The sequence below is a fragment of the Alsobacter sp. R-9 genome, from assembly GCF_054612375.1.
In genome coordinates, this window is record NZ_JBTSWJ010000001.1 from 302,350 (window position 1) to 326,434 (window position 24,085).

General features: G+C 65.9%; 13 protein-coding genes and 1 riboswitch. Of the genes, 12 read left to right on the forward strand and 1 reads right to left on the reverse strand.

Annotation, left to right across the window (positions count from 1 at the left end):
• Positions 1 to 456 precede the first annotated feature (456 nt).
• The 9 genes from ACX9GQ_RS01465 (at position 457) to ACX9GQ_RS01505 (ending at position 8,802) form a co-directional block, all read left to right on the forward strand.
• Positions 457 to 807 (forward strand): helix-turn-helix domain-containing protein, encoded by a 351-nt coding sequence (locus tag ACX9GQ_RS01465; protein WP_459627750.1) that lies wholly within the window; start codon positions 457 to 459, stop codon positions 805 to 807.
• Positions 804 to 2,804, forward strand: coding sequence for a VIT domain-containing protein (locus ACX9GQ_RS01470; RefSeq protein ID WP_459627751.1), 2,001 nt, complete (start codon positions 804 to 806; stop codon positions 2,802 to 2,804). Before ACX9GQ_RS01465 ends, ACX9GQ_RS01470 begins: the two co-directional genes overlap by 4 nt.
• Positions 2,805 to 2,889: 85 nt before the next feature.
• Positions 2,890 to 2,995: riboswitch (SAM-I-IV-variant riboswitch) on the forward strand.
• 48 nt (positions 2,996 to 3,043) lie between these two features.
• A complete protein-coding gene (locus ACX9GQ_RS01475) occupies positions 3,044 to 3,580 on the forward strand; it encodes a hypothetical protein (protein ID WP_459627752.1) in 537 nt (178 codons plus the stop codon).
• Positions 3,581 to 3,696: 116 nt separating this feature from the next.
• Positions 3,697 to 4,023 carry a hypothetical protein gene (locus tag ACX9GQ_RS01480; protein ID WP_459627753.1) on the forward strand — a complete coding sequence of 109 codons (327 nt, stop codon included), beginning with the start codon at positions 3,697 to 3,699 and terminating at the stop codon, positions 4,021 to 4,023.
• 119 nt (positions 4,024 to 4,142) lie between these two features.
• Positions 4,143 to 4,697, forward strand: coding sequence for an HD domain-containing protein (locus tag ACX9GQ_RS01485; RefSeq protein WP_459627754.1), 555 nt, complete (start codon positions 4,143 to 4,145; stop codon positions 4,695 to 4,697).
• Between the two features lie 125 nt (positions 4,698 to 4,822).
• Positions 4,823 to 5,827, forward strand: coding sequence for an ADP-ribosylglycohydrolase family protein (locus ACX9GQ_RS01490; protein ID WP_459627755.1), 1,005 nt, complete (start codon positions 4,823 to 4,825; stop codon positions 5,825 to 5,827).
• A 1-nt stretch (position 5,828) separates the two neighbouring features.
• Complete coding sequence (locus tag ACX9GQ_RS01495; protein ID WP_459627756.1) at positions 5,829 to 6,524, forward strand: hypothetical protein; 696 nt, start codon at positions 5,829 to 5,831, stop codon at positions 6,522 to 6,524.
• Positions 6,525 to 6,683: 159 nt separating this feature from the next.
• On the forward strand, positions 6,684 to 7,001 hold the full coding sequence (locus tag ACX9GQ_RS01500; protein WP_459627757.1) for a hypothetical protein: 318 nt from the start codon (positions 6,684 to 6,686) through the stop codon (positions 6,999 to 7,001).
• Positions 7,002 to 7,095: 94 nt separating this feature from the next.
• Entirely contained in the window at positions 7,096 to 8,802 is a 1,707-nt protein-coding gene (locus ACX9GQ_RS01505; protein WP_459627758.1) for a DEAD/DEAH box helicase, read from the forward strand.
• 22 nt (positions 8,803 to 8,824) lie between these two features.
• Here ACX9GQ_RS01505 and ACX9GQ_RS01510 read toward each other — a convergent pair whose 3' ends face one another.
• On the reverse strand, positions 8,825 to 10,213 hold the full coding sequence (locus tag ACX9GQ_RS01510; protein ID WP_459627759.1) for a M24 family metallopeptidase: 1,389 nt from the start codon (positions 10,211 to 10,213) through the stop codon (positions 8,825 to 8,827).
• A gap of 465 nt (positions 10,214 to 10,678) precedes the next feature.
• Here ACX9GQ_RS01510 and ACX9GQ_RS01515 point away from each other — a divergent pair, with 465 nt between their 5' ends.
• From ACX9GQ_RS01515 to ACX9GQ_RS01525, 3 genes are all read left to right on the forward strand, one after another.
• On the forward strand, positions 10,679 to 13,924 hold the full coding sequence (locus ACX9GQ_RS01515; protein WP_459627760.1) for a hypothetical protein: 3,246 nt from the start codon (positions 10,679 to 10,681) through the stop codon (positions 13,922 to 13,924).
• On the forward strand, positions 13,921 to 19,803 hold the full coding sequence (locus ACX9GQ_RS01520) for a DEAD/DEAH box helicase (protein ID WP_459627761.1): 5,883 nt from the start codon (positions 13,921 to 13,923) through the stop codon (positions 19,801 to 19,803). The genes ACX9GQ_RS01515 and ACX9GQ_RS01520 overlap by 4 nt, the downstream gene beginning before the upstream one ends.
• A 217-nt stretch (positions 19,804 to 20,020) precedes the next feature.
• The gene (locus ACX9GQ_RS01525) at positions 20,021 to 23,635 is read left to right on the forward strand and encodes a DUF3427 domain-containing protein (RefSeq protein ID WP_459627762.1); all 3,615 of its coding nucleotides are present in this window, start codon (positions 20,021 to 20,023) and stop codon (positions 23,633 to 23,635) included.
• Positions 23,636 to 24,085: the final 450 nt, after the last annotated feature.

The window sequence follows — 24,085 nt, forward strand, 5'->3', positions numbered from 1 at the left end:
CCCACTGCGCAACCTTAAGTGTTTCCTTGAGAGAATGGTTCACCATCAGATGGAAGAAGCGTCAGCTTCGCAATCTCAGCACGTTCAGCGGGTGAAAGCTGCATCGTCATGGATCTCTCCATGGCCGTGCCTGTGCCCGCATGTTCGTGTCAGACTCAGGCAGGGGAGACACCATGACGATGCAGCGTCCGAAAGTGCCGTCGCCGCAGAACCCCCGTTCGGGAAGCGGAACCCGGCCTAGTCCCCACCGGTCGGAAACGGACGCGAAGCGTGCCCGCCGCCTCCCGTCCTACATGCTCGATGAGCGGGCCTATCTCCTGCACTTCGGATACTGGCAGAAGTAGACGGCGGTGACGAAAGAACGGCGCACAATAAACCCGACAAAAAATCTGTCGCCTTCTTGACTCCTCTCCTGGAACTCGACATATTCCATGTCACGTTCACGGGGAGATCGTCGTGACCCTGGCCGAACTGGCCGATGCGGCGGGTGTGCCGCCGCGGCAGATCCGCTTTCTCATCGCCGAGGGAATCCTGCCTCCGGCCACGAAGACCGGTCGCGGCGCGGACGGCTACGGCCAGGAGCATCTCGCCCGGGCGCGCCGCTACATGACGCTGCACGGCCTTGGCATGAAGCCCGCGGCGGTGAAGGTGCTCATGGCCTTCGACGAGGCCATCCCGATCCTGCAGGCGCACGGCGTGGAGCTGCGCGTCGATCCCTCCGTCGATCCCGGCACGATCGACCTGGAGGCCGTGCTCGCCGATGCGCGGCGGGCGCTCGAAACCTACGTGTCGAAGGAGAAACCATGACCGCTTCCGCCCTCGGACGCCCCCTTTCGACGCTGCGCGACGGCGTCACCGGCCTGGCCGGCGATCAGTCGCGGCCGATTCCCTTGTCGGCGATGCGCGTGGAGGTGGCGATCGAAGCCGGGCTCGCGGTGATCGCCACGACGCGCACGTTCCGCAACCAGGAGAGCGAGCCTGTCGAGGCCGTGCTCACCTTCCCGGTGCCGTTCGACGCCGTGGTCACCGGGCTTTCCGCCCAGGTCGACGGGCGCATGCTGACGGCAACCGCGCAGGCGAAGGCGCAGGCGCGTGAAACCTACGAGGGGGCCGTGGCCCGCGGCAAGCTCGCCATCCTGCACGAGGAGGCGCTGAAGGGTGTCCACGTGCTCTCGGTGGGCCAGCTTGGCCCCGGCGCGACGGCGGCGGTGACGGTGGAGACGGTGATGCCGCTCGCCGCGGTGGGCGACCTCCTGCTGCTGCGCCTGCCCATGACGGTGGGCGAGCTCTACGGCACCTCGCCGCTGATGCCGGCGGACGACCTCGTCACCGGCCCCGGTGCGCTCGCGGCGGCGACGCTGCGCGTGACGACGGACGCCGGGCGCGTCTCCCTCGACGGCCACGGCCCCCTGGCGGGCGAGGCGACGGTGCCGCTCGACCGCTCCATCGTGCTGCGGCTCGAGGGAGGGCGCCTCGGCGAGCGGCAGGGGCGCGATGCGTTCGGCCGCACCGTGCGCCTGTCGCTGCAGCCACTGCCGCGGGGAGACGGCGCGCTCGACTGCGCCGTGCTGTTCGACCGCTCGGGCTCCACGGGAGGCCGTGCGGGCGAGGGCGACGAGACGGTGTGGCAGGCCATGCGGCGGGGGCTGGCCGACGCGGCCGCCACGTTTCGCCCGACCGACTCCATCGCGCTGTGGCAGTTCGACAGCGGCTGCCAGAACCTCGGCGCCGGACGCGGCGCGCGGGCCGTGTCGGGCCTGCTCGCCCACCTCGGGCCGCCGGCCGGCGGGACCGAACTCGGCCAGGCGATCGACGCGCTGGCCGCGGCCGGCGTCCGCGACATCGCGGTGCTCACGGATGGGCAGACCCACGCCTCCGAGGCGCATGGCGCCGCTGCGAAGGGCTGCCGCGTCTCGGCCGTGCTGGTGGGCGACGGGAGCCTCGACGCCGGCGTCGACCACCTCGCCACGATGACCGGCGGTACTGTCGCCTGGGCTCCGGGCGCACAGGTCGGCACCGTCATCCGGCAGGCCCTCGAGAGCCTGCGGAGCGCCGGCGCCGCGACGACCGGAACGGTGCACGGCGGACGACCCGTCCGGGTCGATGCCCGCCGGTCCGGCGTGGCCCTGGCGGCGACGTGGGCGGACGACGGGGTGCCCGAGCCGGGCGCGCGGACCGCCGCGGCGGCCGATGCCGTGGGGCGCTTCTGCGCCGCGCTGGCCCTGCCGTTGATGGAGGAGGAGGAGGCTGGCGCGCTCGCGGCGGCGCACGGGCTGTGCACGCACCTCACCAGCCTCGTGCTCGTCGACGAGGCGGGGGAGGCGCAAGAGGGGCTGCCGGCGATGCGCAAGGTGCCGCTGATGGACCTGGCCCGATTCTCGATGCCAGCGCCCTCGGCGCGGCCTTCGCGGGTTGCTCATTTCGAGATGATCGCGCCATCCGCCGCGTGCATGCCGCCGCCTCCCAGCGCCGGGCCTCGTGGGAGCCGCGACCCGCGAGCGTTGGACCTGCTTCGCCGGCCCGATCTCATCGACTGGGCCACGCAGGGCGGCCGAATTGCCGCCGGCGACCTCAGCGCGCTGCCGCCCGCCGTCCTCCTGCGGCTGCGTCCGCTCGCCGCCGACCCGGAGGTGGAGGCGCTGGCGCGGGCACTAGGCCTCGACCCGCTGCTCGCCGTCCTGGCGCTCCTGGCGGAGCGCCATGGTGTGTTCGACCGCCATGCGCGGCGCGTGGCGCAGCGGCTGCTCGCGACGGCCGATCCGACGCTGCTGGCGGCCGCGCAGCTGTCGCTGGCGGCGGCGTGAGAGGCGATGGTCGAGGCACGGACGCCCGGGACATTCCGGGCCGCAGAATCCGTCTTGACGAACGCTACGTTCTGCACTAAGAACAATCCTGCATCGCGAGCAGGGTCTTTCGCCCTCGCCAACCTGCCCTCCCCGGGCAAGGTGGCACCCGCAAAGGGGATGCGGCCGAACCGGCAAAGAAACGGGGCTCCAGCCGCTCGGACGACAGATTTGCTGTGCGATGCTCGGAGGTGTTCGGCATGTTGCGCATCGTGCCCGGGGTTGACCTGACGGACCGGGAAGTCGTGGACGCACTCGTCGTCGACGCACTTCGCCACGGCCGGCCGGTGCCGAAGCCAGTGGCGGACGCGTTCTGGTCGCTGGTGGACGGGGACGAGGGACAGGCCTTCGTCGACCGGTTCGCCATCCGCCGGAGCGACGTTCCGGACGCCATCGACACGCGGCGCCTCGACCTCCTGGCCCCTGCCATGGATGACGCTCGCCTCGAGGAGCTCGAGGACGGCGCCGACCCCACGGCGGGCGAGCTGCGCCGGTGGCAGGAGGCGTGGATCGAGGCCGAGCTCCGCGGCGACGACCCGGACGTGGCGGGGGCGATCTGTCTCCTCCAGCTGCAGGGCGGGGGCGGCGCCGTGGCGGCGGCGATCCTGTTCGGGCACGAGGCGTACGGCTACCGGGTCGAGCGGATCGGCTTCTTCCCCGAAGCCGGGGTCGCGTTCGACGCGATGCGGCATCGCTTCCTCCTGTCGTGGGAGGCAGTGGACTGGCCTGACGCATAGTGACAGATTTTGTCATCTGCCGGTGCGATGCTCGCATCGTGGCGGACGGAAGCAGGAGGCGAGAAGACGGCGGCGGCGCCGCAAGGCCGCATGGCGCGAAGGAGGCGCCCTTCAGCATGGCAGAGGAGACCGACAAGACCGACGAGACGAAGACGGCGGAGGATCTGCAGCGCGACGAGGACCTGAAGTCCGCCGTCGCCATCGTGCGGATGATCGACGCCCTGGAGAAGGCCCACCCGGAGCGCATCCGGCGGATCGAGCAGGAGGTGGTGTGGGTGCTGGCGCGGCGCGCCGGATGGATGGGGCACGGCGACGCCTTCATCCGCTACGCCCACCGGGCCATCATGATCGGCGAGGACGACCGGCGCGAGGACGACGCCAAGGCCGCGCAGCCCGACCCCTCGCTGCCGCAGCCCACCACGGAATCGGTGGGCCACGCCTGACCGGCAGGCACGACGGGCGGCGCGCGACGGCGCCGCCTCCCCCGCCCGCGGGGACGAATACAACCGGGGCCGTCCATGCCTCGCGAACCGCATCCCATCCAACCGAGAAGGAGACGTTCATGGACCACTGGATCCGCGTGCTGAAGGCCGCCGACGCCGCCGCGCGCTGGCACGTGCACCAGCGCCGCAAGGGTCCGGCGCGCGAGCCCTACATCAACCACCTGCTCGAGGTGGCCGCCCTCGTCACCGAGGCGACCGAGGGGCGCGATCCCGACCTCGTCATCGCCGCGCTGCTGCACGACGCCATCGAGGACCAGGAGGTGCCGCGCGCCGTGATCGCCGCCCATTTCGGCGAGGACGTCGCCCGCCTCGTCGAGGAGGTGACCGACGACAAGGACGAGGACAAGGCGACGCGCAAGCGCCACCAGGTGGAGCACGCGCCGAAGAAGTCCGCCCGCGCCGCGCGGCTCAAGATGGCGGACAAGACCAGCAACCTGCGTGCCGTGGCGAAGAGCCCCGGCGACGACTGGTCCGTGCAGCGGCGCCTCGACTACGTCGCCTGGGCGCGCGAGGTGGTGGGCGGCCTCAAGGCGCAGGCCAACGACCCCTGGCTTCTGGCGCGCTTCGAGGAGGCGGCCGACGCGGCCGAGCGCTCGGTGCAGCCCTTCGCCTGAAGGGTCGAAGGAGCGGCACGTCAGCCGCACTTGGTATCGGGCCTGACACCAGTACTGCCGGCCGATGTCCCCCTTCCCATCACCGCACGACCCGATCCCACACCCCGAACCCCGCAGGAGGACGCATGACGCACGACCCGAACACCACGACCGCGTTCCCCGCCGGGGCCAACGTCGGGACACGCGACGCGGCGCTCGACCGCGCGCTGGGCGCGCTCGTGGGGCTTGCCGTGGGCGACGCGCTGGGCACGACCATCGAGTTTGCCGAGCGCGACACCTATGACCCCGTCACGGACATGGTGGGCGGCGGACCCTTCGGCCTCGATCCGGGCGCGTGGACCGACGACACCTCGATGGCGCTCTGCCTCGCCGACAGCCTCATCGCCACCGGCGGGGTTCTCGACCGGCACGACCTCGCGGCGCGCTTCGTGCGCTGGTGGCGTGACGGCGAGAACAGCGTCACGGGCCACTGCTTCGACATCGGCGGCGCGACTTCGTCGGCGCTCGACGCCTTCCGGCGCACCGGCTGGCCGGAGGGGAATACCGATCCCCGGTCCGCCGGCAACGGCGGCATCATGCGGCTCGCCCCGGCGGTGCTCGCGGCGCGCGGCGACCTCGACCGCGCCGTCGACCTCGCCCGACTGCAGTCGCTCGTCACCCATGCCGCTGCCGAGTGCCTCGACGCGGCCGAGGTGCTGGCGCGGGTGCTCCATGCCGGCATCGCCGGGTCGGGGTCGGCGGCGCTGGAGGCCGCGGCGGCGATCGGCGTTCCCTCGCCGAAAGTGAATGCCATCGCCCGCGGCGGCTGGCGCGGCAAGCGCCGGGTCGCGATCCGTTCCACGGGCTACGTCGTCGACACGCTGGAGGCGGCGCTGTGGGCCGTCGGCACGTCGGGCGGGTTCACGGAAGCGGTGCTCAAGGCGGTGAACCTCGGCCACGACGCCGACACCGTGGGTGCCGTGACGGGGCAGGTTGCGGGCGCCGTCTGGGGCTACGAGGCCATCCCTCGGCCTTGGCGCGACCGTCTCGCCTGGCATGACGCCATCGTGGCGCGCGGCCATGCGCTGTGGGGCGCCGGGCACGGGCCGGGCGCCGAAGCGGCCGGCGCGGATGCACGCGGGGAGGGCTGACATGGCCGGTCGTCCGCTCGGCCTCGGCCGGCTGCATCCCGATCATCCCGTCCTCACCGTCATGGACGAGGACCACGACGACTGGCGCGACGAGCTCGAGGCCGTGTCCGACGTGTTCCGCGAGCCGGAGCGCGAGGCGTGGCGGCGCCGCGCCTTCCGGCGGATGTTCATGTCGCACGGCGACGCTTTCGACGCGCTGGCGTGGTTCGACGGTGCGCCCGAGGCGCGGCCGGCCACCGTGGACGACTGGCGCTTCCTGCTCGCCGCCATGCTGCGCCAGTGCCCTCCGGCCCACCCGCGCGTCGGGCACCTGCAGGCGCTGCGGATCGTGGGGCAGGCCGGCGGTGGCCTGACGCGGGCGATGCTCGCGGAGCTTCGGGCCGCCGACCCGGACCTCTACCGCGAGGCAGGCGTGGCGCTGTGGCGCGGCATCCGGCGCGGCGCGCGCTTCGACGACCGCTTCGGCTTCCACAACGGTGCGGGCGGCATGGTGCACGCGGTCAAGACCGCCTTCGTCCGCTCGTTCGACCGCTTCCTCGTCACCTGGCCCGTGACCGTTGACCCGCTGCTCGAGGAGATCGCCGCCGACGTGGCGCCCATCTGGAACACGTGGGTGATGTGGATGGCGGAACACCGGCCGGACGAGCACCGGGAGATCGGCAAGCCGCTGCCGGAACTCTCCTCAGGAGACGACTAAACCTTGACGATTGAAGCGAAAATTGCCATTCTGGAGTCATCGAGGAACGAACCCGGGCATAATACCGGACAGGCCCTTCCCGCTCTCTTCCACACAAGGTTCAGCCCCTCCGCGGATTGCGCGGAGACGGTCGTTCTTTGTCACCGAGGGAGAGTTTCCATGAGCATCTATGCGCTGTCCGAGGCGGTGCGCCCGCTGTCCGATGATCCGGGCACGCAGTTCGCCCGGGACCTGCGGATCGAGATGGCGGTCCGCGAGGTTTCGGACTGGCATCTCAACCTCCAGACCGAGCCGAAGCTCGTCTGGCTCATCGCCTACCACGCCGCCTTCAACGGCGAGCAGGCGTTCTTCCGACGCTTCGTCGAGGAGGCGATCGCCGCCGGCATCCGGGACCGCGGCGACGTGCCGTTCCTGATGGACTTCGAGAACAACGACATCTCGCCGTGCCGCACCGTCTGCGACTTCGGCAACGCCTGACCCTTCACCCCCCGCGCCGGGGATTTGTCCTCCGGCTTGTGCCCCCGGCGCGGTCTTCGCCTGACACCCAACGCACTAAAGAGGAGAGAACCGAATGACCGACACGACCTTTTCCGTTCCGCATCTCGACGCCATCCGGAGCCTTCCCCCGGGCCTGCTCTACCCGCACCAGGCGGACGGCGTCGCCTTCCTGATCTCGAAGGGCCGCGCCATTCTCGCCGACGACATGGGGCTGGGGAAGACGCGGCAGGCCATCGTCGCCATGCAGGTGGCGGTGCCCACGGGGGCGATCCTCGTCGTCTGCCCGGCGTCCCTGAAGCTGAACTGGCGGCGCGAGATCCGCATGGTGGATCCCGCCGCCACGATCGAGGTGATCGGCGCGCGGGCCGACGCGGCGACCCCGGCGGACGACGCGCCGCCGCGCTGGGTGATCGTCAACTACGACCTCCTGCGCACGCACGCCGGACGCCTGCACGGCATCGGCTGGGCGGGCGTGATCCTCGACGAGGCGCACTTCATCAAGAACGCCTCGCAGCGGACCTCGCACGTGCTGAAGCTGCTCGGCGTTTCCGACAATGCCCGTGCGCCGGTGATCGGGCCCTCGCAGGTCTACCTCCTCACCGGCACGCCGATGACGAACCGGCCGCGCGACCTCTTCAACCTGCTGCGCTGCGTGGGGCACCCTGCAGCGCGCAGCTTCCTGAGCTTCGCCAGGCGGTACTGCGCCGCCTACCGCAACGACTACGGCTGGGTGACGAACGGCGCGTCGAACCTCGACGAGCTCAACCGCCTGATGAAGGAGGTGAGCCTGCGCCGGCTGAAGGAAGAGGTGCTCGACCTGCCGCCCAAGATCCGCACCTGGGTGCCGGTGGCCATCGAGGGCGAGAGCGCGCTCAACGCGCAGCGCGCCTTCGCCCGCTGGTTCGTGGAGAGCGACGCGAGCCGGCCGAACGACACCGCCTTCCTGGCCCATCTCACCAAGGTGCGCGTGGCGCTGCACAAGGCCAAGCACCGTGCCGTCGAGGAGCGCGTGAAGGACGTGCTGGCGACAGGGCAGAAGGTGATCGTCTTCACCGCCTTCCGCGAGGGGCTGGCGAAGCACCGCAAGACGTTCGGCGACTCCTGCGTCACCGTCGCCGGCGACGACACGGCGGAGCAGCGGCTCGCCGCGGTCGACCGCTTCCAGACCGATCCCGCGTGCCGCGTCGCGATCTGCAACCTCGTCGCGGGCGGCGTCGGGCTGACGCTGACGGCGGGCACGCACGTGATCTTCCAGGACCTCGACTGGGTGCCGGCGAACCACCGGCAGGCGGAGGACCGCGCCTACCGCCTCGGGCAGACGCAGCGCGTGACGGTGGAGTACATGCTCGCCGACGGCACGCTCGACGGTTTCATCGCAGAGCTCCTCGAGACGAAGCTCGCGCTCATCGGCGCGGTGGAGGGCGACCTGCCGCCCGACGCCTCGCTCCTCGACGATCTTTACGCGAAACTCCGCGCGCTCGGCCCTGCGCTGCTGCAGGAGACCCGGCTCGACGGCGCGGCCGGCGACGTCCGCGAGCGCCTCGAGGCGCTGGCGAAGGCGGGCCTCGGCGGCACGGCAGGTGGCGGCGCGTCCGACGCCGCATCGCAAGCCGCGCAGGATCTCCTCGACGCGGGCGTGCGCGAGTTCCGCTCCACCCGTGATCCCTCGCAGGTCTACCGCGTCACCTTCGGCCGGGCGGGTCACCTCGAATGCAGCTGCGACGGCTTCCGCTGGCGCGGCAACTGCAAGCACGTGCGGGAGGTGCGGGCGTCGGCGTGAGGGGGTGCGCGACCCGCTCCCTCTACAGCGTCAGATAGCTCCACTCTTTGCTGAAGGGTACGCGGCTCATCAGGACGCCGCCCTTCTCCGTCACCAGCACCGTGTCGCTCGGGTTGATGCCGAGGCCGCGGGCGGTGTCGTAAAGGCCGGGCTCGACGCTGAACATCATGCCGGCCTCGATCGTCGTCTCGTCGCCGAGCGAGAGGCAGGGCATCTGGTGGCCCTCGCCGTTCATGCCCATGCCGTGGCCGGGGCGATGGTAGATACAGTCGGCCATGCCGTTCTTCACCTGGTGGGCGTGCACGTCGCGCGCGACGTCGCAGCAGGCGCGGCCGGGTCGGCAGCCCTCCTCGATGATCTGTGCGGTCTCGGCGACCACCTGCCACATCCTGTCCTGGTAAGGCGCTACGGGGGCGATCTGGTAGTTGCGGTAACACTCGCCGCCATAGCCGCCGAGATACATGTCGGAGTTGACGTAGAGCGGTTCGCCGCGCTGCACCTTGTTGCAGAAGAACTGGTTGGGGTGCGGGTAGGCGGTGGCCGGGCCGCAGCGCACGTAGTGGGCCGTCACGTCGACGCCGACGGCACTGTGGGGGCGCCCGTCGCGCTGCACGTCCTGCAGCAGGAGGTGGATGCCGACGGCGCGCATGGCGAGGCCGATCTCGAAGTCCGTCGCCTCCGTGCCGCGCGCCAGAACGTAGTCGCGGGCGAAGCAGTGCAGCGTGTCGAAGGTACGGTAGACGCGCTGGGTGAGCGCGATCTCCTCCGGGGTCTTGCGGCAGCGCAGCGCGTGACAGTCCGCCGCGATGGGGACGACGCGCACGCCCGGCAGGATCGCCGCGACGGCTGCCTGCTCTTCCTCGGCGAGCCGCGCGTCGATGCCGACCGTGCGGTAGCCCTTGCCCTTCAGGTGCCCGAGCATCCAGGCGAAGAGGTCGACGCGGTGGCCCGGTGTCAGGCGCCCCTCGTTGGGATAACCGTCGGCGGCGTGGGGGTCGCAGAAGTAGGTGGTGCAGCTCGACGCCCACCACGCCTCGACCAGCGCGAGGTCGATGCGCGGGATGAACCAGTGCGCCGCTTTGGCCTCCCGCGCCGGCAGCAGCACCCACGAGCGCCGCGAGTCCCCGCCGCGGAAGCAGCCGGTGAAGTAGATCTGGTTCGTCTTGGTGGCGAGCAGGATCGCGTCCACGTCCGGCAGCCGCGCCTTCAGCGCCTCCGCCCGCGCCTGGTACCAGCCGACCGGCAGCCGGTCCGTCCCGAACGGCGCCGGCTCCGGCTGCAGCGGCCTATCGACGAGCAGCGCCGCCGAAGGCGAGACCGACGGATCCCGATACATCCGCGCCAACTCCACCGCGCCGTCGAAGCCGGCGCCGAGGGTGCGAAGGGCGGAAGTGAGGTCGGGGGAGGGCATGGGGAGCAGCCGGACGAGCGGGGAGCGGGATGATGCACCGCCATGGTGGCGACCAGGAACCGTAGCCGCGCTGTCGGCCCGGCCGCAATGGTCCTATGTGTGTGCCAAAGATCGCGATCGCGACCGGGATGAAACACTTTGCCATCCGCATCCGCTACTCGGTGCGCGAAAAGAGACACGGTTGCGGAGGCGTCTGACCACCACCTGCTGGCGTCGTAGTCCTCCCTTGTTCGTGTTCGATCGGCTACCCAACAAAGAGGCCTGTGCCGTGTGGAGGAGGATTAGATCCCGCACTTCTCAATAATGGCGACCCGAAGCCGCCAATAGCGTCGGGATTGCGACCATTTTCCATCGCGACAGCGTATTTTTGTCTCGCGACCTTTAGCGCACGCTACTCTTATGTGGTCTGGACGTGCGTAGCCGACGTCTTATGCTGGCGGGTGCGGCCTGACGGAGGGGGAGAACTTGGCTGGCACTGCCCATGACGCTCGTCTTGTCGTTCTTCAATCCGCCACTCACCAACTTCGGAAGCAACTCAACTCCGCTGACGCGTCCCCGTTTCTTGGGCATCATGCGCTTGAAGCCGCGTTGACCGACCGCGTTGCATTGGCGATCAAGACGATCGTTCAAGGTGACCAGGAGCGCTTCGTCAATCTCTTCAGAACTTTCCCGTTGGTTTCTGCTTGGTTCACAGTGTCTTCGCTTGCCACCCATTATGGTCATGAGGGCCACCTGGAAATCTATGGTCCAGTAGCGCGTGCGATCGGAGCGAATACTATCGATCCATCAATACGAGAGGCCTTGAGCAAGTGCTTCCGGGCTGCGTGCTTTAAATATGCCCTGCCTTTACCGCCGCCTGGTCAACACGATCGAACTGAGGACTATATTGTTCAGGCTGGAGCGGCTCATGCACAGCTCCCCGAACTTGCGAGGGCGTTCATTCGGGCGGAGCGAGACCATGGACCACCTCCCCTGGACGATACAGCCCAGCTCAGCGTCTGGTCGCTCCAGGCGATTTCGTTCGCCCATGTCGGCATGACGAGGCTCAGGCGTGTCATTCAGTACGACACTGCCGGGTATCATGCCGCGGCGTTCGAAAGGGTCCGTCGCGCGCAGGTTGCAAATACGCCGTTCGAGTCCAAGCTCCTAGAGGCCGTCAAGCGAGCGAGCGAGGACATTAAGCCGTCCTCCTCGGTGGTCGTTGCCCCCCCGAACCTCAGTTTTCTGGGAGGCGAACTCGCGTTGGAGTTGCCGAGGGGCGCCAACGCGGTAATGCTCGGCTTGCAAGCTCGAGAACGGCTTCTGCTTCCGGGCGAGCGTCTGGCGCTACCAGACCCATGGCCCGAGCATGTGTTTTGGAGCGTCGGCGACGGAACTCCGGCATCCATGCCCGTTGTTGGTTCGTCGGAAGGCTTGGCCTTCGATGCGAGCGACGGGCGTCTCCTGCGCCGCTTCCCGCTGACCAACGGGGAGACAAGCGTTGACGCGACGGCGGTCAATATCATTTCGCGCACTCGTTTCCAGGTCGACGGCGATGAAAGCACGACCATCGGGCGCGACGCCGAGGCCCACTATCTCGAGCTTTCCTCTAAGGCGACGGTCACGACGAAGCATGGCACCGTTATCCTGGTCCCGAGCGGCCGCCCGCGCCTGCTGTTCCATGAGGTGCCCATTGCCGTCGCAAGCTCTGCGGCATTGATCGCTTGCCCGGATCGGGTGGGCGTGACCGCCCATGCCGACACCCTCAAGGAAGAGCTCGAGGTCTTGGCCGAGCATCCCGCGCTTTCGGTGCCACTTCGCGTCCCGGTGCGCTTCAACGGCTCAGAGTGGTGTGCCGACCTGAAGGACCTGCCGCGCTCGGGGGTGTTCGGACGATTGAGGCTGTCGCTTGTGCAGCGTCAGCAGTTGCGGCCGCTCGCCCGCACCTCGGCTTGGCTCTGGCCGGGGTTGCGGGAACTCGTTGAGGGAATGGTCTTCGATGCGCTCGCCGTTCCAGGGAACCTGGACATTCAGGGATGCCGCAACGTGACTATTGTCGACGGAAAGCTCGGCCTCGACGTCCGAAGCAATTACGCGTCCGCGCAGATTTGCTTCCGTGACAAAGACGGGAGCCCAGTCATTTTCGATGTGCCTCGGCCCGGTTTGGGCCTCAGCATTGTCGCGAGAGACAAGACCGAGCGCGCACTGGCCCTGGGGTCCGAGGTTGTCATCTCCGGCGAGCTGGATTCGACGCTCGTCATCCGTTCGAGCGATCGAGCAGCAGAACTGGATGTGCTTGGCCGGAAGGAGAGGTCGCCGTTTCTCGCCGGACCCGAACGTCGATTGTCCCTCGCCTCGTTGCTCACCAACTCGGGCCACCAGGAGGTTCGCTACGCGCCCTACGGCGATTGGAACTTGGCCTATACGATCGCCACCGTCGTCAGCGGAACGGTGCCGCAGGCCATAACCATCGAAGGACAGAGCAACCGAAAGAAAATCACCTGGAGGTTTCGGCAGAAGTTGTCTGCAATTCAGGTCATCGGTCACAACCTGGTGTCTGGCGCCAGGGAGGAGATCACTTGCCGTCTCGAAGATCCACCCAATGACATCTTTGTAACGAGGTTTAGCCGTTCTCAAGATGGACGTGTCGGCTCCGTGGAATTGGACCCACGGCGCCTCGGCGCAGGCGTTTGGAGGATCGAGTTCCGCGCTCAGTTCGAGGGCGAAGCCCGCTGGGGACCGTTGATCAACGAACGCGCCGACGAGTTCAGTATCGCGATGTCGGGCAGCGTAGAGACTCGCCAAGAAGAAGATCCCGACAGCGCCATCGTCGAGCGGGAAACCGACGCCCTGATGCGCTGTTACGCTGTCGAATGCTGGCCCAGCATCGAGACCACCATCTTTGCCGATTGGCGACGCCGGGTAAGCCGATTGTCAGCAACCGATGACGGCCGGCGTGCCCTGCTGGCAGCGAGCGCGGCTGTCCCTCCGCCCTACTCCTCTCCGTCTTGGGTTCCGATCGTCCATCCATTGGAGGTCGTCCCGGATCTCTACGAGGCTCCCGCACGGGATTTTGCGGTTTTCAGCGAGGCGAATAGCGACGCTGGCGATCACCTTCAGAAAGTGGCTCTCCTCGCGAGATGTAAAATTGTGCAAGACGCGCGAGACCTTTTCCCGCTCACGCCAATGTTTCTGATCTCTTTTGCAAATGTAACCCGCGCCAAGCAAGATACATGGGTGCCGCTGCGCGGGTTCGACTTCGAGCGGTTCAAGAGCCTGTGTTCACTTTATTCCGTGGACCAGTTGGGTCGTTTCTGGACCCCTCGCCGCGAGTGGCTCAGTCTTGAACATCACAGTTGGTGTTGCGAGAGGGCCTTGAACCGTCTTCAGCGCGCCGCTCCCGAGGGAAGCGAGACGAACCTCCAGCGCTTGCCGGCAGCCACGCGCATCGCATTGAAGCTGGAGCGTGGAAGGTTGTCGTCTGCGCTTCCGGTCCCGGACGAGATTTCCGGAAGTTCGGCGCTCATCGGCGCTCTGCCTGCCGTCCTCTCTCATTTTGCGAGAGCGTGCCAATACAAGCGCAGTGCGTCCTTTTGGGATGACGTCAGAAACGATGCCGAGCCCGCGTTAGGCGTCCGAAGATCAATTGCGTTTCTGATCCGATTGGCTCCCGAGTTGTTTGCCTTCTACCTTATCTTGTGGGGGCTTGTCGCGATGAGTGAACCGAAATGAGCGACCTCGATCCAATCCGCTTCCGAGACGGCCTCGCCACCGCCATGGCGCGGTACATGGGAACGGCCGTTCCGGTGTCGCAGCAGAGGGCGCCTCAACTGTCCGCACGGATCGCTGCTGCGTTGCAGGACGGCCGGCCTGAGTTCGTGATCGGGCCCTTTCTCGAAAGCCTACCGGACTTTGAGAAGGGCCGGACGCTACGGGAACTCGTGGAAGCCGGTGTTCTGGTCAGAAGCTGGCTGAAGATGGACGAGACCGCTCATGGCTTCTTGCTGGATCGCAAGCTGCACAAGCACCAAGAGACGGCCATCCTTTCCGCCGCAATGGGGATGAACTACCTAGTGTCAACAGGAACAGGTTCAGGAAAAACAGAGAGTTTCCTATACCCTATCGTTGATCATCTTCTTAGAGACGGCACCTCCGGCCCCGGTGTCAGAGCCATCCTCGTCTATCCACTCAACGCTTTGGCGAACGATCAGCTGTATTTCAGGATTGCTCGGCTGCTGTTGCGTGAACTTGGCGATCCCGGGATTACGTTTGGCCGGTTTACAGGGCAGATCGGCTCAAGCGTAAGTCGCGCCGAGGAAGAGGCCCGTATTCTGGACAACAAGGCGGTCTGCCGTGCGCTTGACCTTCGTGGTCGGGTTCCACCGTCGTGGTTGCTCTCGCGCGACGAGATGCTGGCCAGACCTCCACATATTCTGGTGACGAACTATGCGATGCTCGAGCACCTCCTCCTGCTTCCTCGAAATGAGCCTCTCTTCACGGGAGCCGCGCTGGATTTCGTGGTCCTGGACGAGATCCACACCTACGCAGGCGCCCAGGCCGTCGAGGTCGCCTTCCTCCTCAGGAAGCTGAAAACGCGGCTTGGCCTGGCCCCGGGATCCGTCCGTGCAATCGGCACAAGCGCCAGTCTCGACGGGTCGCGCAGAGGTGAACTGGTCGAGTTCGCCAGCGCGCTTTTTGGTGCGCCATTTCCCTCCCCCGACCAAGCGGTCATTGTCGGCCGGCGCATGCTTCATCCTGCGCTGCGGGCGCCGCGACCGACCGAACGCGTTGGCGCAGAAGCTTGGGCAAGTCTATGCGAGGTTGTGGAGAAAGTTGCTGAGCTCGACGCCGGGAAATGGAATGCGGAGTGCCGCTCGCGCGGGCTCGAGAGGTTCGCGAAACTAACCCCCGACGAAGGACCCGGAGAAACGTTCCTCACCATTGCCTCGTGCCTGTGGGAGGTTCGGGAACTCGCACGTCTCCTGGAGGCAGGTGTGAAGCGGCTGGACGAGGCTGCGGCGGCGCTGTTCCCCGAGGCCACGCCATCGCTTCGCGCCCGGGCTCTTCGCGGCGTGGTCTCGTTTTGCATGCGGGCTCGGCGAGACGAGAGCGAATTTCCGATTCTTCCTGCCCGATATCACCTCGCCGCGAGCGGCATCGAAGGCGGGGTCGTCCGCCTCGATCCAACCCGCCCGGAGAAGTGGTGCGACTTCATGCCGAAGCGGTCGCACGAGGACGATAGCGGGGTGCCCTATTTTCCTCTTCTCGTTTGCCGCAACTGCGGAGAGCCGTACATCGAGGGATGGGTCGTCGGAGGGAAGCTGTCACCCAAGCCTGAACCGGGGGGGGACCGTCGCGTGCTTCGCCTGCTCGATGGCGTGGAAGCCATTGCTGACGACGACGAGGAAGACAACGACGACTCAAGCACGCCTTTCAGCTTTGACCCGCTGACCGGGGTCATCAGCCAACCGGGCCCGAGCACCGTGACGCTTGTTGAAGCCGAGATGGTCGAAGACGAGGAAGAGCGACGCCGTTTCGTGCGCCGCTGCAGTTGCTGCAAGGCAACCTCGGGAATCCACCGCGAGCCTCTATCGTCGCTCCACCCCGGTGATGACGCTCTTGCGGCCGTTGCATCTCAGCATCTCCTGGAAGCCATGCCCGTGAAGACGGCATCTGATGAGCCGCGTCCCATGAATGGTCGCAAGCTCCTCGCCTTTTCGGACAATCGTCAGGACGCCGCTTTTTTTGCCCCGTTCTTCGAAAGGACGAGCCGGGACCAAGCCATCCGCGCCGCCATCTGGCGCGCCGTCGAGCAACAGTCCGATGAACCCATGTTCCTGGCCGATCTGGCGGAGGAGGCCGGGAAGGTCCTGCGAGCACGGGGAAAAATTGCCTTCCCTTTGTACGCGCGGAACGGGCTCGACAAGCGAACGCCTAGCCAAACGAAGGCTGCTATCCTGAATTGGGTCGCAGCGGAGTTTTGCGCGCCTGGAAACGCTCGGGTTTCTCTCGAGGCGCTGGGACTGATCCGGGTGGGCTACGCTTCTCGAAAGCTGCGCGCCGTCGCAGACCGCGTTGGTCGCGACGTGCCAGAGATCGCGGCCGATGCTGATGCAATCACCAGCCTCTTCCTCGATTGGGTTCGACGCGGGCGGGCCATCACGAATCTCGGCGAGGAACTCGACTTAACTGACCCCAGCGTCTGGACCGAGAAGCACAACCAGAAAGAACGGGTTTATGTCCTTGAGCGGACCAAGGACCGAGGTTCAAGCATCCGCGGCTTCTTGCCAAGTGGAGGTTCCGAGAACCGCCTGACGTGGTTCCTCAGTCGCCTCGGCCTCGACCCCGCCAGGAGCCGCGCGGCGATCGTCGCCTTTTTCGAAGGGATTACCGACCAGCGTCTGCTGTGCAAGTTCGGTGCAGGCTATGCGCTTGACCTTTCCGAGGTCACGTTCGGGAGCGGCCGATCCATAGCACTGCATGTCTGCAACCTGTGCGGGACTCGCACCCAGTCGTGGATCCGAGGCATCTGCCCGGCTTGGCGCTGCAAGGGCGCATTGGTGACGTTGGAGCCGGATGAGCGAAACACCTTCGAGAGCCGCAATCACTACGTCAGTCGATATGTCTGTGATTCCCCCCTGACCGCGATCGCCCGCGAGCATACGGCTGCGATCGGCACGTCTCGACGGGAGCAAATCGAGGAGATGTTCCGCGAAGGGGAGGTCAACCTGCTGAGCTGCACGACGACCATGGAGATGGGTGTCGATCTTGGCGACCTTGAAGCGGTGGTTTGCAAGAACGTGCCGCCAGGCATCGCCAACTACCAACAGCGGGCTGGGCGTGCCGGCCGACGTGCCCAAGCGGCCCCCATTGCCCTGACGATGGCTCGCAACGGGAACTTCGATCAGCTTAAGTTCCGGGGGTTCGCCGATTTCCTCCAGGAGATGGCGCCCGTCCCCTATCTCGCACTCGACAATCCTGATTTCTTTCGGCGACACCAGCTTTCAACGATCCTTTCTGGATATCTGCGTCAGCGGCTCAGCGATGTGAAAGCGGGGGGAGCTCCTCGGCTCAAGGATGTGTTCGGCGACGTTATGGACGAGGCCGCTGAAGGTCTGCTTTTGGACGGCTTCGATCAATGGTCTGAGAGTGCCTCGGGGAGTGTGGCTCACGAGGAGTCCGAAGCGCTTTTGCGGCACCTGCCTGAGGGAATGCTGTCCATTGGTCTTTCCGGCATGGAACTCAGACGCTTTGCCAGAGACCGGACCAGAGCCTTCATTCGAGAAATTGCCGGGCAATGGCAGGCTCTGCAGCAACGGCGAACGGAAGCTCGGGAGGCCGGGAACGACAGGGCGGCGGCCGCACTTGGAGCCGAGCAGGAAAAGCTCCTCTCTCAATTCGTCGTGTCGGCGCTGTCCCGCTCGGCAATGATCCCGACCTACAGTTTCCCAGTCCACAGCTGCCGCCTCGAGATCACGCAGGATCACGGCAGGCGCTCTCATCTTGCGGGGGACAAGGACGCCGCCATTCAACTCGATCGGGATGCCACTGTCGCCATATCCGAATACGCGCCCGGCGCGGAAGTCGTTGCGGGCGGCCGGATTTGGGTCAGCGCCGGCATCATTCGATATCCCAAAGACTTTATGCCGCTTCAGTCCTACTGCGTGTGTCAAGCCTGCCAGCATGTGCAGATTGCCATGCACCGCGACGAGATTGAGCCTGAGTGCCCGCAGTGCGCGGCAGCCACTGGACAGATTGGCAGCTTCATCCAGCCGAAGGGATTTCTCACCGCATATCAGGATCGAGAGGGTAGGGATCCCGGCGCATCGCGGGTCCGGCAGCGGAGGGTCGAGGAGGCGCGCCTGGTGACCCAAGCGCCTTTCCATCTGCACGATCTCACCGACGTTCGCTTGGTCTCATCCTTCTTTGCTCCTGCGCGCGGTCTCGACGATCGCGCTCCGACCGGTCGGCTTTTCGTCGTTAACCGTGGCCCGCTGGGCGGTGGCTATGCGAGATGCCCCCGTTGCGAACACGCGGAGGCAGCTCCGCGCGATGCAAGGTTTGGCAAGCCTATCAAGACCAGTCATTCGGATCCCCGAACAGGGGAACGGTGCCCCGTGGACTCGCTGAATCGGCCGGCCGATCTCGGGCATGTATTCGAGACGGACGTTCGAACCTTCGCATTCCAGGCGCCGATCCCAAAATTCCAGAACGATCTGGAGCACCGAAAGCATCTGAACTTCACGCGTACGCTTGCGGAAGCTCTGCGGCTCGCTACGGCACGGCTACTAGAAACCGACGCGCGGGACGTAAGCGCCACAGTCCAAGTCGATGGTGGTCGACCTGTCGTCGTCCTTTACGACTCGATTGCAGGAGGCGCCGGCTACGTTCGCCGGTTGTGCGAGCCCGGACGACTGTCGGCATCGCAGCTGCTCCGTATGGCGCGGTCAATCCTGAATTGCCCCGCTCAGTGTGCCAGCTCTTGCGCGAAGTGTTTGAACGACTACGGAAATCAACACTACTGGGAGCAGTTCGACCGGACACTGGTGCTGCCCTGGCTGGATGAGCTGCTTGCTGACAGGGTGCCGCCATCCGCGTTCGCGCCGCCGGAGGCTACGGCTTGGACATCGCCGTCGCTGGCCGGCCTGCGCGACCGGATTTCCGGGGCCCACCGACTCAACCTCGTGGCGACCTCATTGTCAGGCGCCGCCAGCGAGGAGACAGCCAACGGCACGGTTCGGTTCATTCGCAGCTTTGTCGACTCGAGCAACGATCGCTCTGTGTACATTTTTGTCAATGAGCCGGCCTTCTCTATTGATCGTCTGTCATCGCCCACGCAGCTTTCAGCCATTGAAGAACTAGCCCGCATGGAGAAGTCCGGGCGGATCCTCTTTCATCGCCTGCCGCTTCGAGGGGATGTCCTCGTCCCTCGCATTTGGGCCGAGGCCAACGGTGAGTGCCTGGCAATCTATTCAGACACCCCGCAAGTACCAATCCTTGATGGACTACTGGTCGGCAATCTTTGGCTCGCCGCGGCACTTTCAGGGCCATTGCATGCTGCGCTGTCAGCTTTGGATACGACGCGACCTTCTGCATCTTGGCTTGGGAAGGTGCTTGCCGATACGCATAGGTTCGATTTTGAGCCTGACGGCAAGCCCCGCGATGTATCCACGCCATTCCAAATACTACGAGGTGTCACAAATCCCAACTTCAGAATCATCGACCCCTATCTTCTCTCTGGCGACCGGAATCGCCAAAAGGCAGCAGAGTTTCTCGCCTTGTTGGTAGACCTGTCGGACGGACTGGGAACGATCACGTTGCGGTGGCGGGAGGACGATGTGCGGCGGTCCTCGCGCGTCCCGGAGACGCTAGAGTATCAAAAGCGGGAGTTCCTGAATATTCTGCAAGAACTTCGCGTGCCGAAGTCTCATCTCATTTTCGATCCGCAAAGATCTGGGCAGCGCGCACATTTTCATGATAGAATTATTCTGGTTGACTATACATCGGGCGGCCAAAAACGGCGGGTGAGATGGGATGTTACGTCAGGCATCGACAACCTGATGGATCGAACGAAGGAAGCCAAGGTTTTTCGAACGCAAATGCATGTCTGAAGCGGAGCTTAACGTAGGGATGTCACAATTTGACATCCAAGTCGACGACTGTGGCCCTGTGAGAGAGGACCATCCCACCCGAGCCCGCAGATGACACGATCGAGGCGCCGCCAGTTCCATGCCCGACTGGCCGCAGAGCTATCGCTTGACGTTGCCGCACTGCACTTCAAACCATGAGCGAGACCATCCGCTCACCTCGTCGGTTCCCGCTTCCACGATGACTTGCCCCTTCTGCTCCATCGATCGCTCTCGCGTTGCGTTCGAGGACGAGATCATCCTCGCGCTATGGGATGGGTTCCCGGTGAACGAAGGGCACCTTCTCATCGTGCCCAAGGCGCATGCGGCGACGTGGGACGATCTGTCCCCGCTGCAAAAGGCCGCGATCTGGTCGGCCCTCGACCGGGCGCAGGCGCTGATCCGGGAGCGGCACCGGCCAGACGGGTTCAACGTCGGATTCAACCAGGGGGCGGCCGCGGGACAGACCGTCTTTCACTTTCACCTCCACGTGATTCCGCGCTACGCCGGCGACGTCGCCGATCCGCGGGGTGGCGTGCGGCATGTTATTCCCGCCAAGGCGAACTATCTGGCCGAGGGCGGCCCGAGCGGCCCGAGCGCTGCAAGCGGATCGAGCGGCGAGCTCGACGCCGTCGACGTCTCGCGGCGCCTCGTGAGAGGCGGCGAGATGGACCACCTCCTGACCCATCTGCGCGAGCGCCTCGACCGGGCCACGCACTGCGACATCGCTGTCGCGTTCCTGATGGACAGCGGAGCGCGGCTGATCGTCGAGCACCTGCGCGACTTCCTCACCCGTGGTGGCAAGGCGCGCCTGCTCGTCGGCGATTACCTGCAGGTGACGGAGCCGGTCGCCCTGCGCCGTCTCAACGACCTGGCGCTCGCGCCGGCTCGCGGCTCTTTCGATCTGCGCGTCTACGAAGCCCAGGACAAGAGCTTCCACCTCAAGACCTACATCTTCCTGACCGGGCGCGACGGCGTCGCGTTCGTCGGGAGCTCGAACCTGTCGCAATCCGCGCTCACCGACGGCATCGAGTGGAACTACCGCGTCATTGCAAGCAGCGACGCGCAGGGGTTCTGCGAGATCACCGCCGGGTTCGAGGATCTGTTCCACTCGTGCTCCACCAGGCGCGTCGACGAGGCCTGGATCGCCCGCTACGAGCAGGAGCGCGCCACACCGGACTGGAAGCAGGCCGGGCTCGCGGAGGATCCGCCTGCGCCGATCCCGACGCCGCATGCGCTCCAGATCGAAGCCCTCGAGGCACTCGAGGCGACGCGGGCGGACGGCTTCACGGCCGGCCTGGTCGTGCTGGCGACGGGGCTGGGCAAGACATGGCTCGCCGCCTTCGACAGCGACCGCCCGGCGTTTCAACGCGTGCTCTTCGTCGCGCACCGCGAAGAGATTCTGGGGCAGGCGATCGAGACGTTCCGTCGCATTCGACCCGCGGCCTCGATCGGCCGCATCGACGGGTCGAACCGGGATGAGCGCGCCGACCTCACCTTCGCCTCCGTCCAGACCCTGGGGCGCCTGAACCACCTCACGCGGTTCGCACCCGACGCCTTCGACTACATCGTCGTCGACGAGTTCCATCACGCTGCCGCCACCACCTATCGGCGGATCATCGACCACTTCTCGCCGAAGTTCCTGCTCGGGCTCACGGCGACGCCTGAGCGCATGGATGGCGGCGATCTCCTGGCGCTCTGCCAGGAGAATGTGGTGTTCGAGGCCTCCGTCACCCGTGGCATCGCGACGGGGCTTCTGTGTCCGTTCCAGTACTGGGGCGTCCCCGACACGGTCGACTACGAGAACATCCCGTGGCGCAACGCGCGGTTCGATCTCGACGAACTGACGGCGGCGGTGGCGACGGAGGCGCGCGCGCAGAACGCGCTCGACCAGTTCCGAAAGCACGGGGCCCAGCGCTGCATCGCCTTCTGCTGCTCGCAGCGTCATGCCGACTACATGGCTGACTTTTTCAGGGCGCGCGGCGTGAAGGCCGTGGCCGTCCATTCGGGATCCGGTAGCGCGCCGCGGACGACGTCCTTGCAGCAGCTCGCCGAGGGGCAGCTCGAGGTGATCTTCTCGGTCGATGTCTTCAACGAGGGCGTCGACGTGCCGGCGATCGACACAGTGCTGATGCTTCGGCCGACGGAGTCGACCGTCATCTGGATGCAGCAGTTCGGCCGCGGGCTGCGGCGGGCGCCCGAGAAGCCGCATCTCAACGTGATCGACTACGTCGGCAACCATCGCACCTTCCTGACGAAGCTGCGGTCCATCGCCGCCATGACGGGGATGGAGGCCAATAGCGACGGGGCTCTGCGGCGGGTGCTCGACGCCGTGCGTTCTGGTGGGCTCGATCTGCCTGACGGGTGCTCCGTCACCTACGATCTGGAGGCCGTCGACAGTCTCTCGACGCTTCTGCGGCCGACCTCCACCGACCAGGCCCTGGAGGCGTTCTACCGCGACTTTCTCGCCCAGCATGGCGCCAGGCCGACGGCCGTCGAGGCCTTCCACGAAGGCTTCAGTCCCCGCTCTAACAGCGATCGCTCGTGGCTCGGCTTCGTGGCGCGCATGGAGGGTCTGAGCGCCGCCGAAGGAGCGGCGTGGTCGCAGACGCGGACCCTGCTGGAACAACTGGAGAAGACCGAGGCGACACGCAGCTACAAGATTATCCTCCTGCTGGCGATGCTGGCCGCCGATGCACTGCCAGGCTCCATCGCGCTCGCCGATCTCACGCAACAGGTAAGCCGACTGGCGGCTCGGATGGCGAAGGTGCGGGCGGATTTCTCCGTCGACGTCGAGGACGCGGCCGCCCTCCAGCGCCTCCTCGTCGCGAACCCGGTCCGTGCACTGGTCGAGGCGCGAGGGACCGGCGGCGTCTCCTATTTCCGGCTCAACGACGGGCGCTTCGAGACGACCTTCACGGTAAGTGAGCGGGCGGCGTTCAAGGAACTCGCACGTGAGATCCTCGACTGGCGGCTGGCGCAATATCTCTCCCGTAAAGACCCGATAGTTCGGGACATCATCTGCCGTGTCTCAAGAGCCACCGGCGATCGGCCCATTCTGTTCCTCCCGAACTCGGCGGAAAGCCTCGGATTGGAGCGAGGCCCCCTGGTGGTCACCGTCGATGGCGGAGAGCGGGAGGCCGTCGTCGCGAAGATCGCGATCAACGTGCTGCGGCGTCCGGGGACGGACGAGAACGAGCTCCCCGACGTCCTGAGGCGCTGGTTCGGGCCCGATGCTGGGCTGCCGGGGCGTGGCGAGCGCGTGAAGCTCATCCCGACTGGCGGGACATGGAAAATGGAACCGCTGGGCGGCGCGAACATTGCGACCGGCAACCAAGGGGCAGGCGGTGTCGCATTATGGGAGCGCTATCTGCGCGAAGAGATACCCCCGGCCTTCGGGCTCACGTTCAGCCAAGCCATCTGGAACGCGGGGCTCGTGGTGCAGGACCCGGACGTCTTCCTCTTGGTAACGCTCTCGAAGGACGGGATGACCAGTGACCACCGCTATGTCGATCATTTCATCTCGGATCGGGAGTTCGCCTGGCAGAGCCAGAACCGGACGACACGCGCCTCGAAGCATGGACAGTTGCTCTCCCGTCACCGCGAAAAGGGAAAGCGGATCCATCTTTTCATCCGTCCGACCAAGAAGACGGGCTCGAAACCGACGCCGTTCGTCTATTGCGGGCAAGTCGAGTTTGTCTCGTGGGAGGGCGATGCGCCGATCTCGATCCATTGGCGGCTGAACGAGGTGGTGCCAGAGCGGCTGAGAACCTGGTTGGAGGTGCCTCTGACGCGAGGCGACGTGGGAGGGGCCTGAAGAGTTCAAGCTCGTCGGAAGCGTCTCGAACTGCGTCCGTTCGGCATCCACTTTCCAATTGGAGAAAGCCGAAATAATTATGGAGGGCTCTTTAGGACCAAGTTCGTAACGGGGCGAAATGTGAGTGAGCGTTCTTGATTCATGTGCGACTAATGATTGGCTTGAGCGAGGCAAAGACACATCTCGTGACGTGGGAGCTAGAGAGACTTTCCGCACACCTTGTGAGAAAAATCCGAAAATTGCTGGGCTGGCTCGAATTGCCGTGTTATTCTTCAACGAAGAATTCATGCCTCCAAGTTCAACATAATCGTGCGCCACCGTAACTTCGATACTCTCAATAAAGGTAGACACTTGTCGGCTGGTTGTCTGATGTCGAGAAAAATACATGACCGCGAAACCGTCCGTGATCGCAGTTTCCTATTCAATATTTATTATCGATATTCTGACGGA

What these genes read in the sequence shown, in the direction of transcription:
- ACX9GQ_RS01490 (WP_459627755.1), top strand. Translation starts at nt 4,823, where the DNA reads ATGACGCACGACCCGAACACCACGACCGCGTTCCCCGCCGGGGCCAAC.
- ACX9GQ_RS01485 (WP_459627754.1), top strand. Translation starts at nt 4,143, where the DNA reads ATGGACCACTGGATCCGCGTGCTGAAGGCCGCCGACGCCGCCGCGCGC.
- ACX9GQ_RS01495 (WP_459627756.1), top strand. Translation starts at nt 5,829, where the DNA reads ATGGCCGGTCGTCCGCTCGGCCTCGGCCGGCTGCATCCCGATCATCCC.
- ACX9GQ_RS01470 (WP_459627751.1), top strand. Translation starts at nt 804, where the DNA reads ATGACCGCTTCCGCCCTCGGACGCCCCCTTTCGACGCTGCGCGACGGC.
- ACX9GQ_RS01475 (WP_459627752.1), top strand. Translation starts at nt 3,044, where the DNA reads ATGTTGCGCATCGTGCCCGGGGTTGACCTGACGGACCGGGAAGTCGTG.
- ACX9GQ_RS01500 (WP_459627757.1), top strand. Translation starts at nt 6,684, where the DNA reads ATGAGCATCTATGCGCTGTCCGAGGCGGTGCGCCCGCTGTCCGATGAT.
- ACX9GQ_RS01480 (WP_459627753.1), top strand. Translation starts at nt 3,697, where the DNA reads ATGGCAGAGGAGACCGACAAGACCGACGAGACGAAGACGGCGGAGGAT.
- ACX9GQ_RS01520 (WP_459627761.1), top strand. Translation starts at nt 13,921, where the DNA reads ATGAGCGACCTCGATCCAATCCGCTTCCGAGACGGCCTCGCCACCGCC.
- ACX9GQ_RS01505 (WP_459627758.1), top strand. Translation starts at nt 7,096, where the DNA reads ATGACCGACACGACCTTTTCCGTTCCGCATCTCGACGCCATCCGGAGC.
- ACX9GQ_RS01510 (WP_459627759.1), bottom strand. Translation starts at nt 10,213, where the DNA reads ATGCCCTCCCCCGACCTCACTTCCGCCCTTCGCACCCTCGGCGCCGGC.
- ACX9GQ_RS01525 (WP_459627762.1), top strand. Translation starts at nt 20,021, where the DNA reads ATGACTTGCCCCTTCTGCTCCATCGATCGCTCTCGCGTTGCGTTCGAG.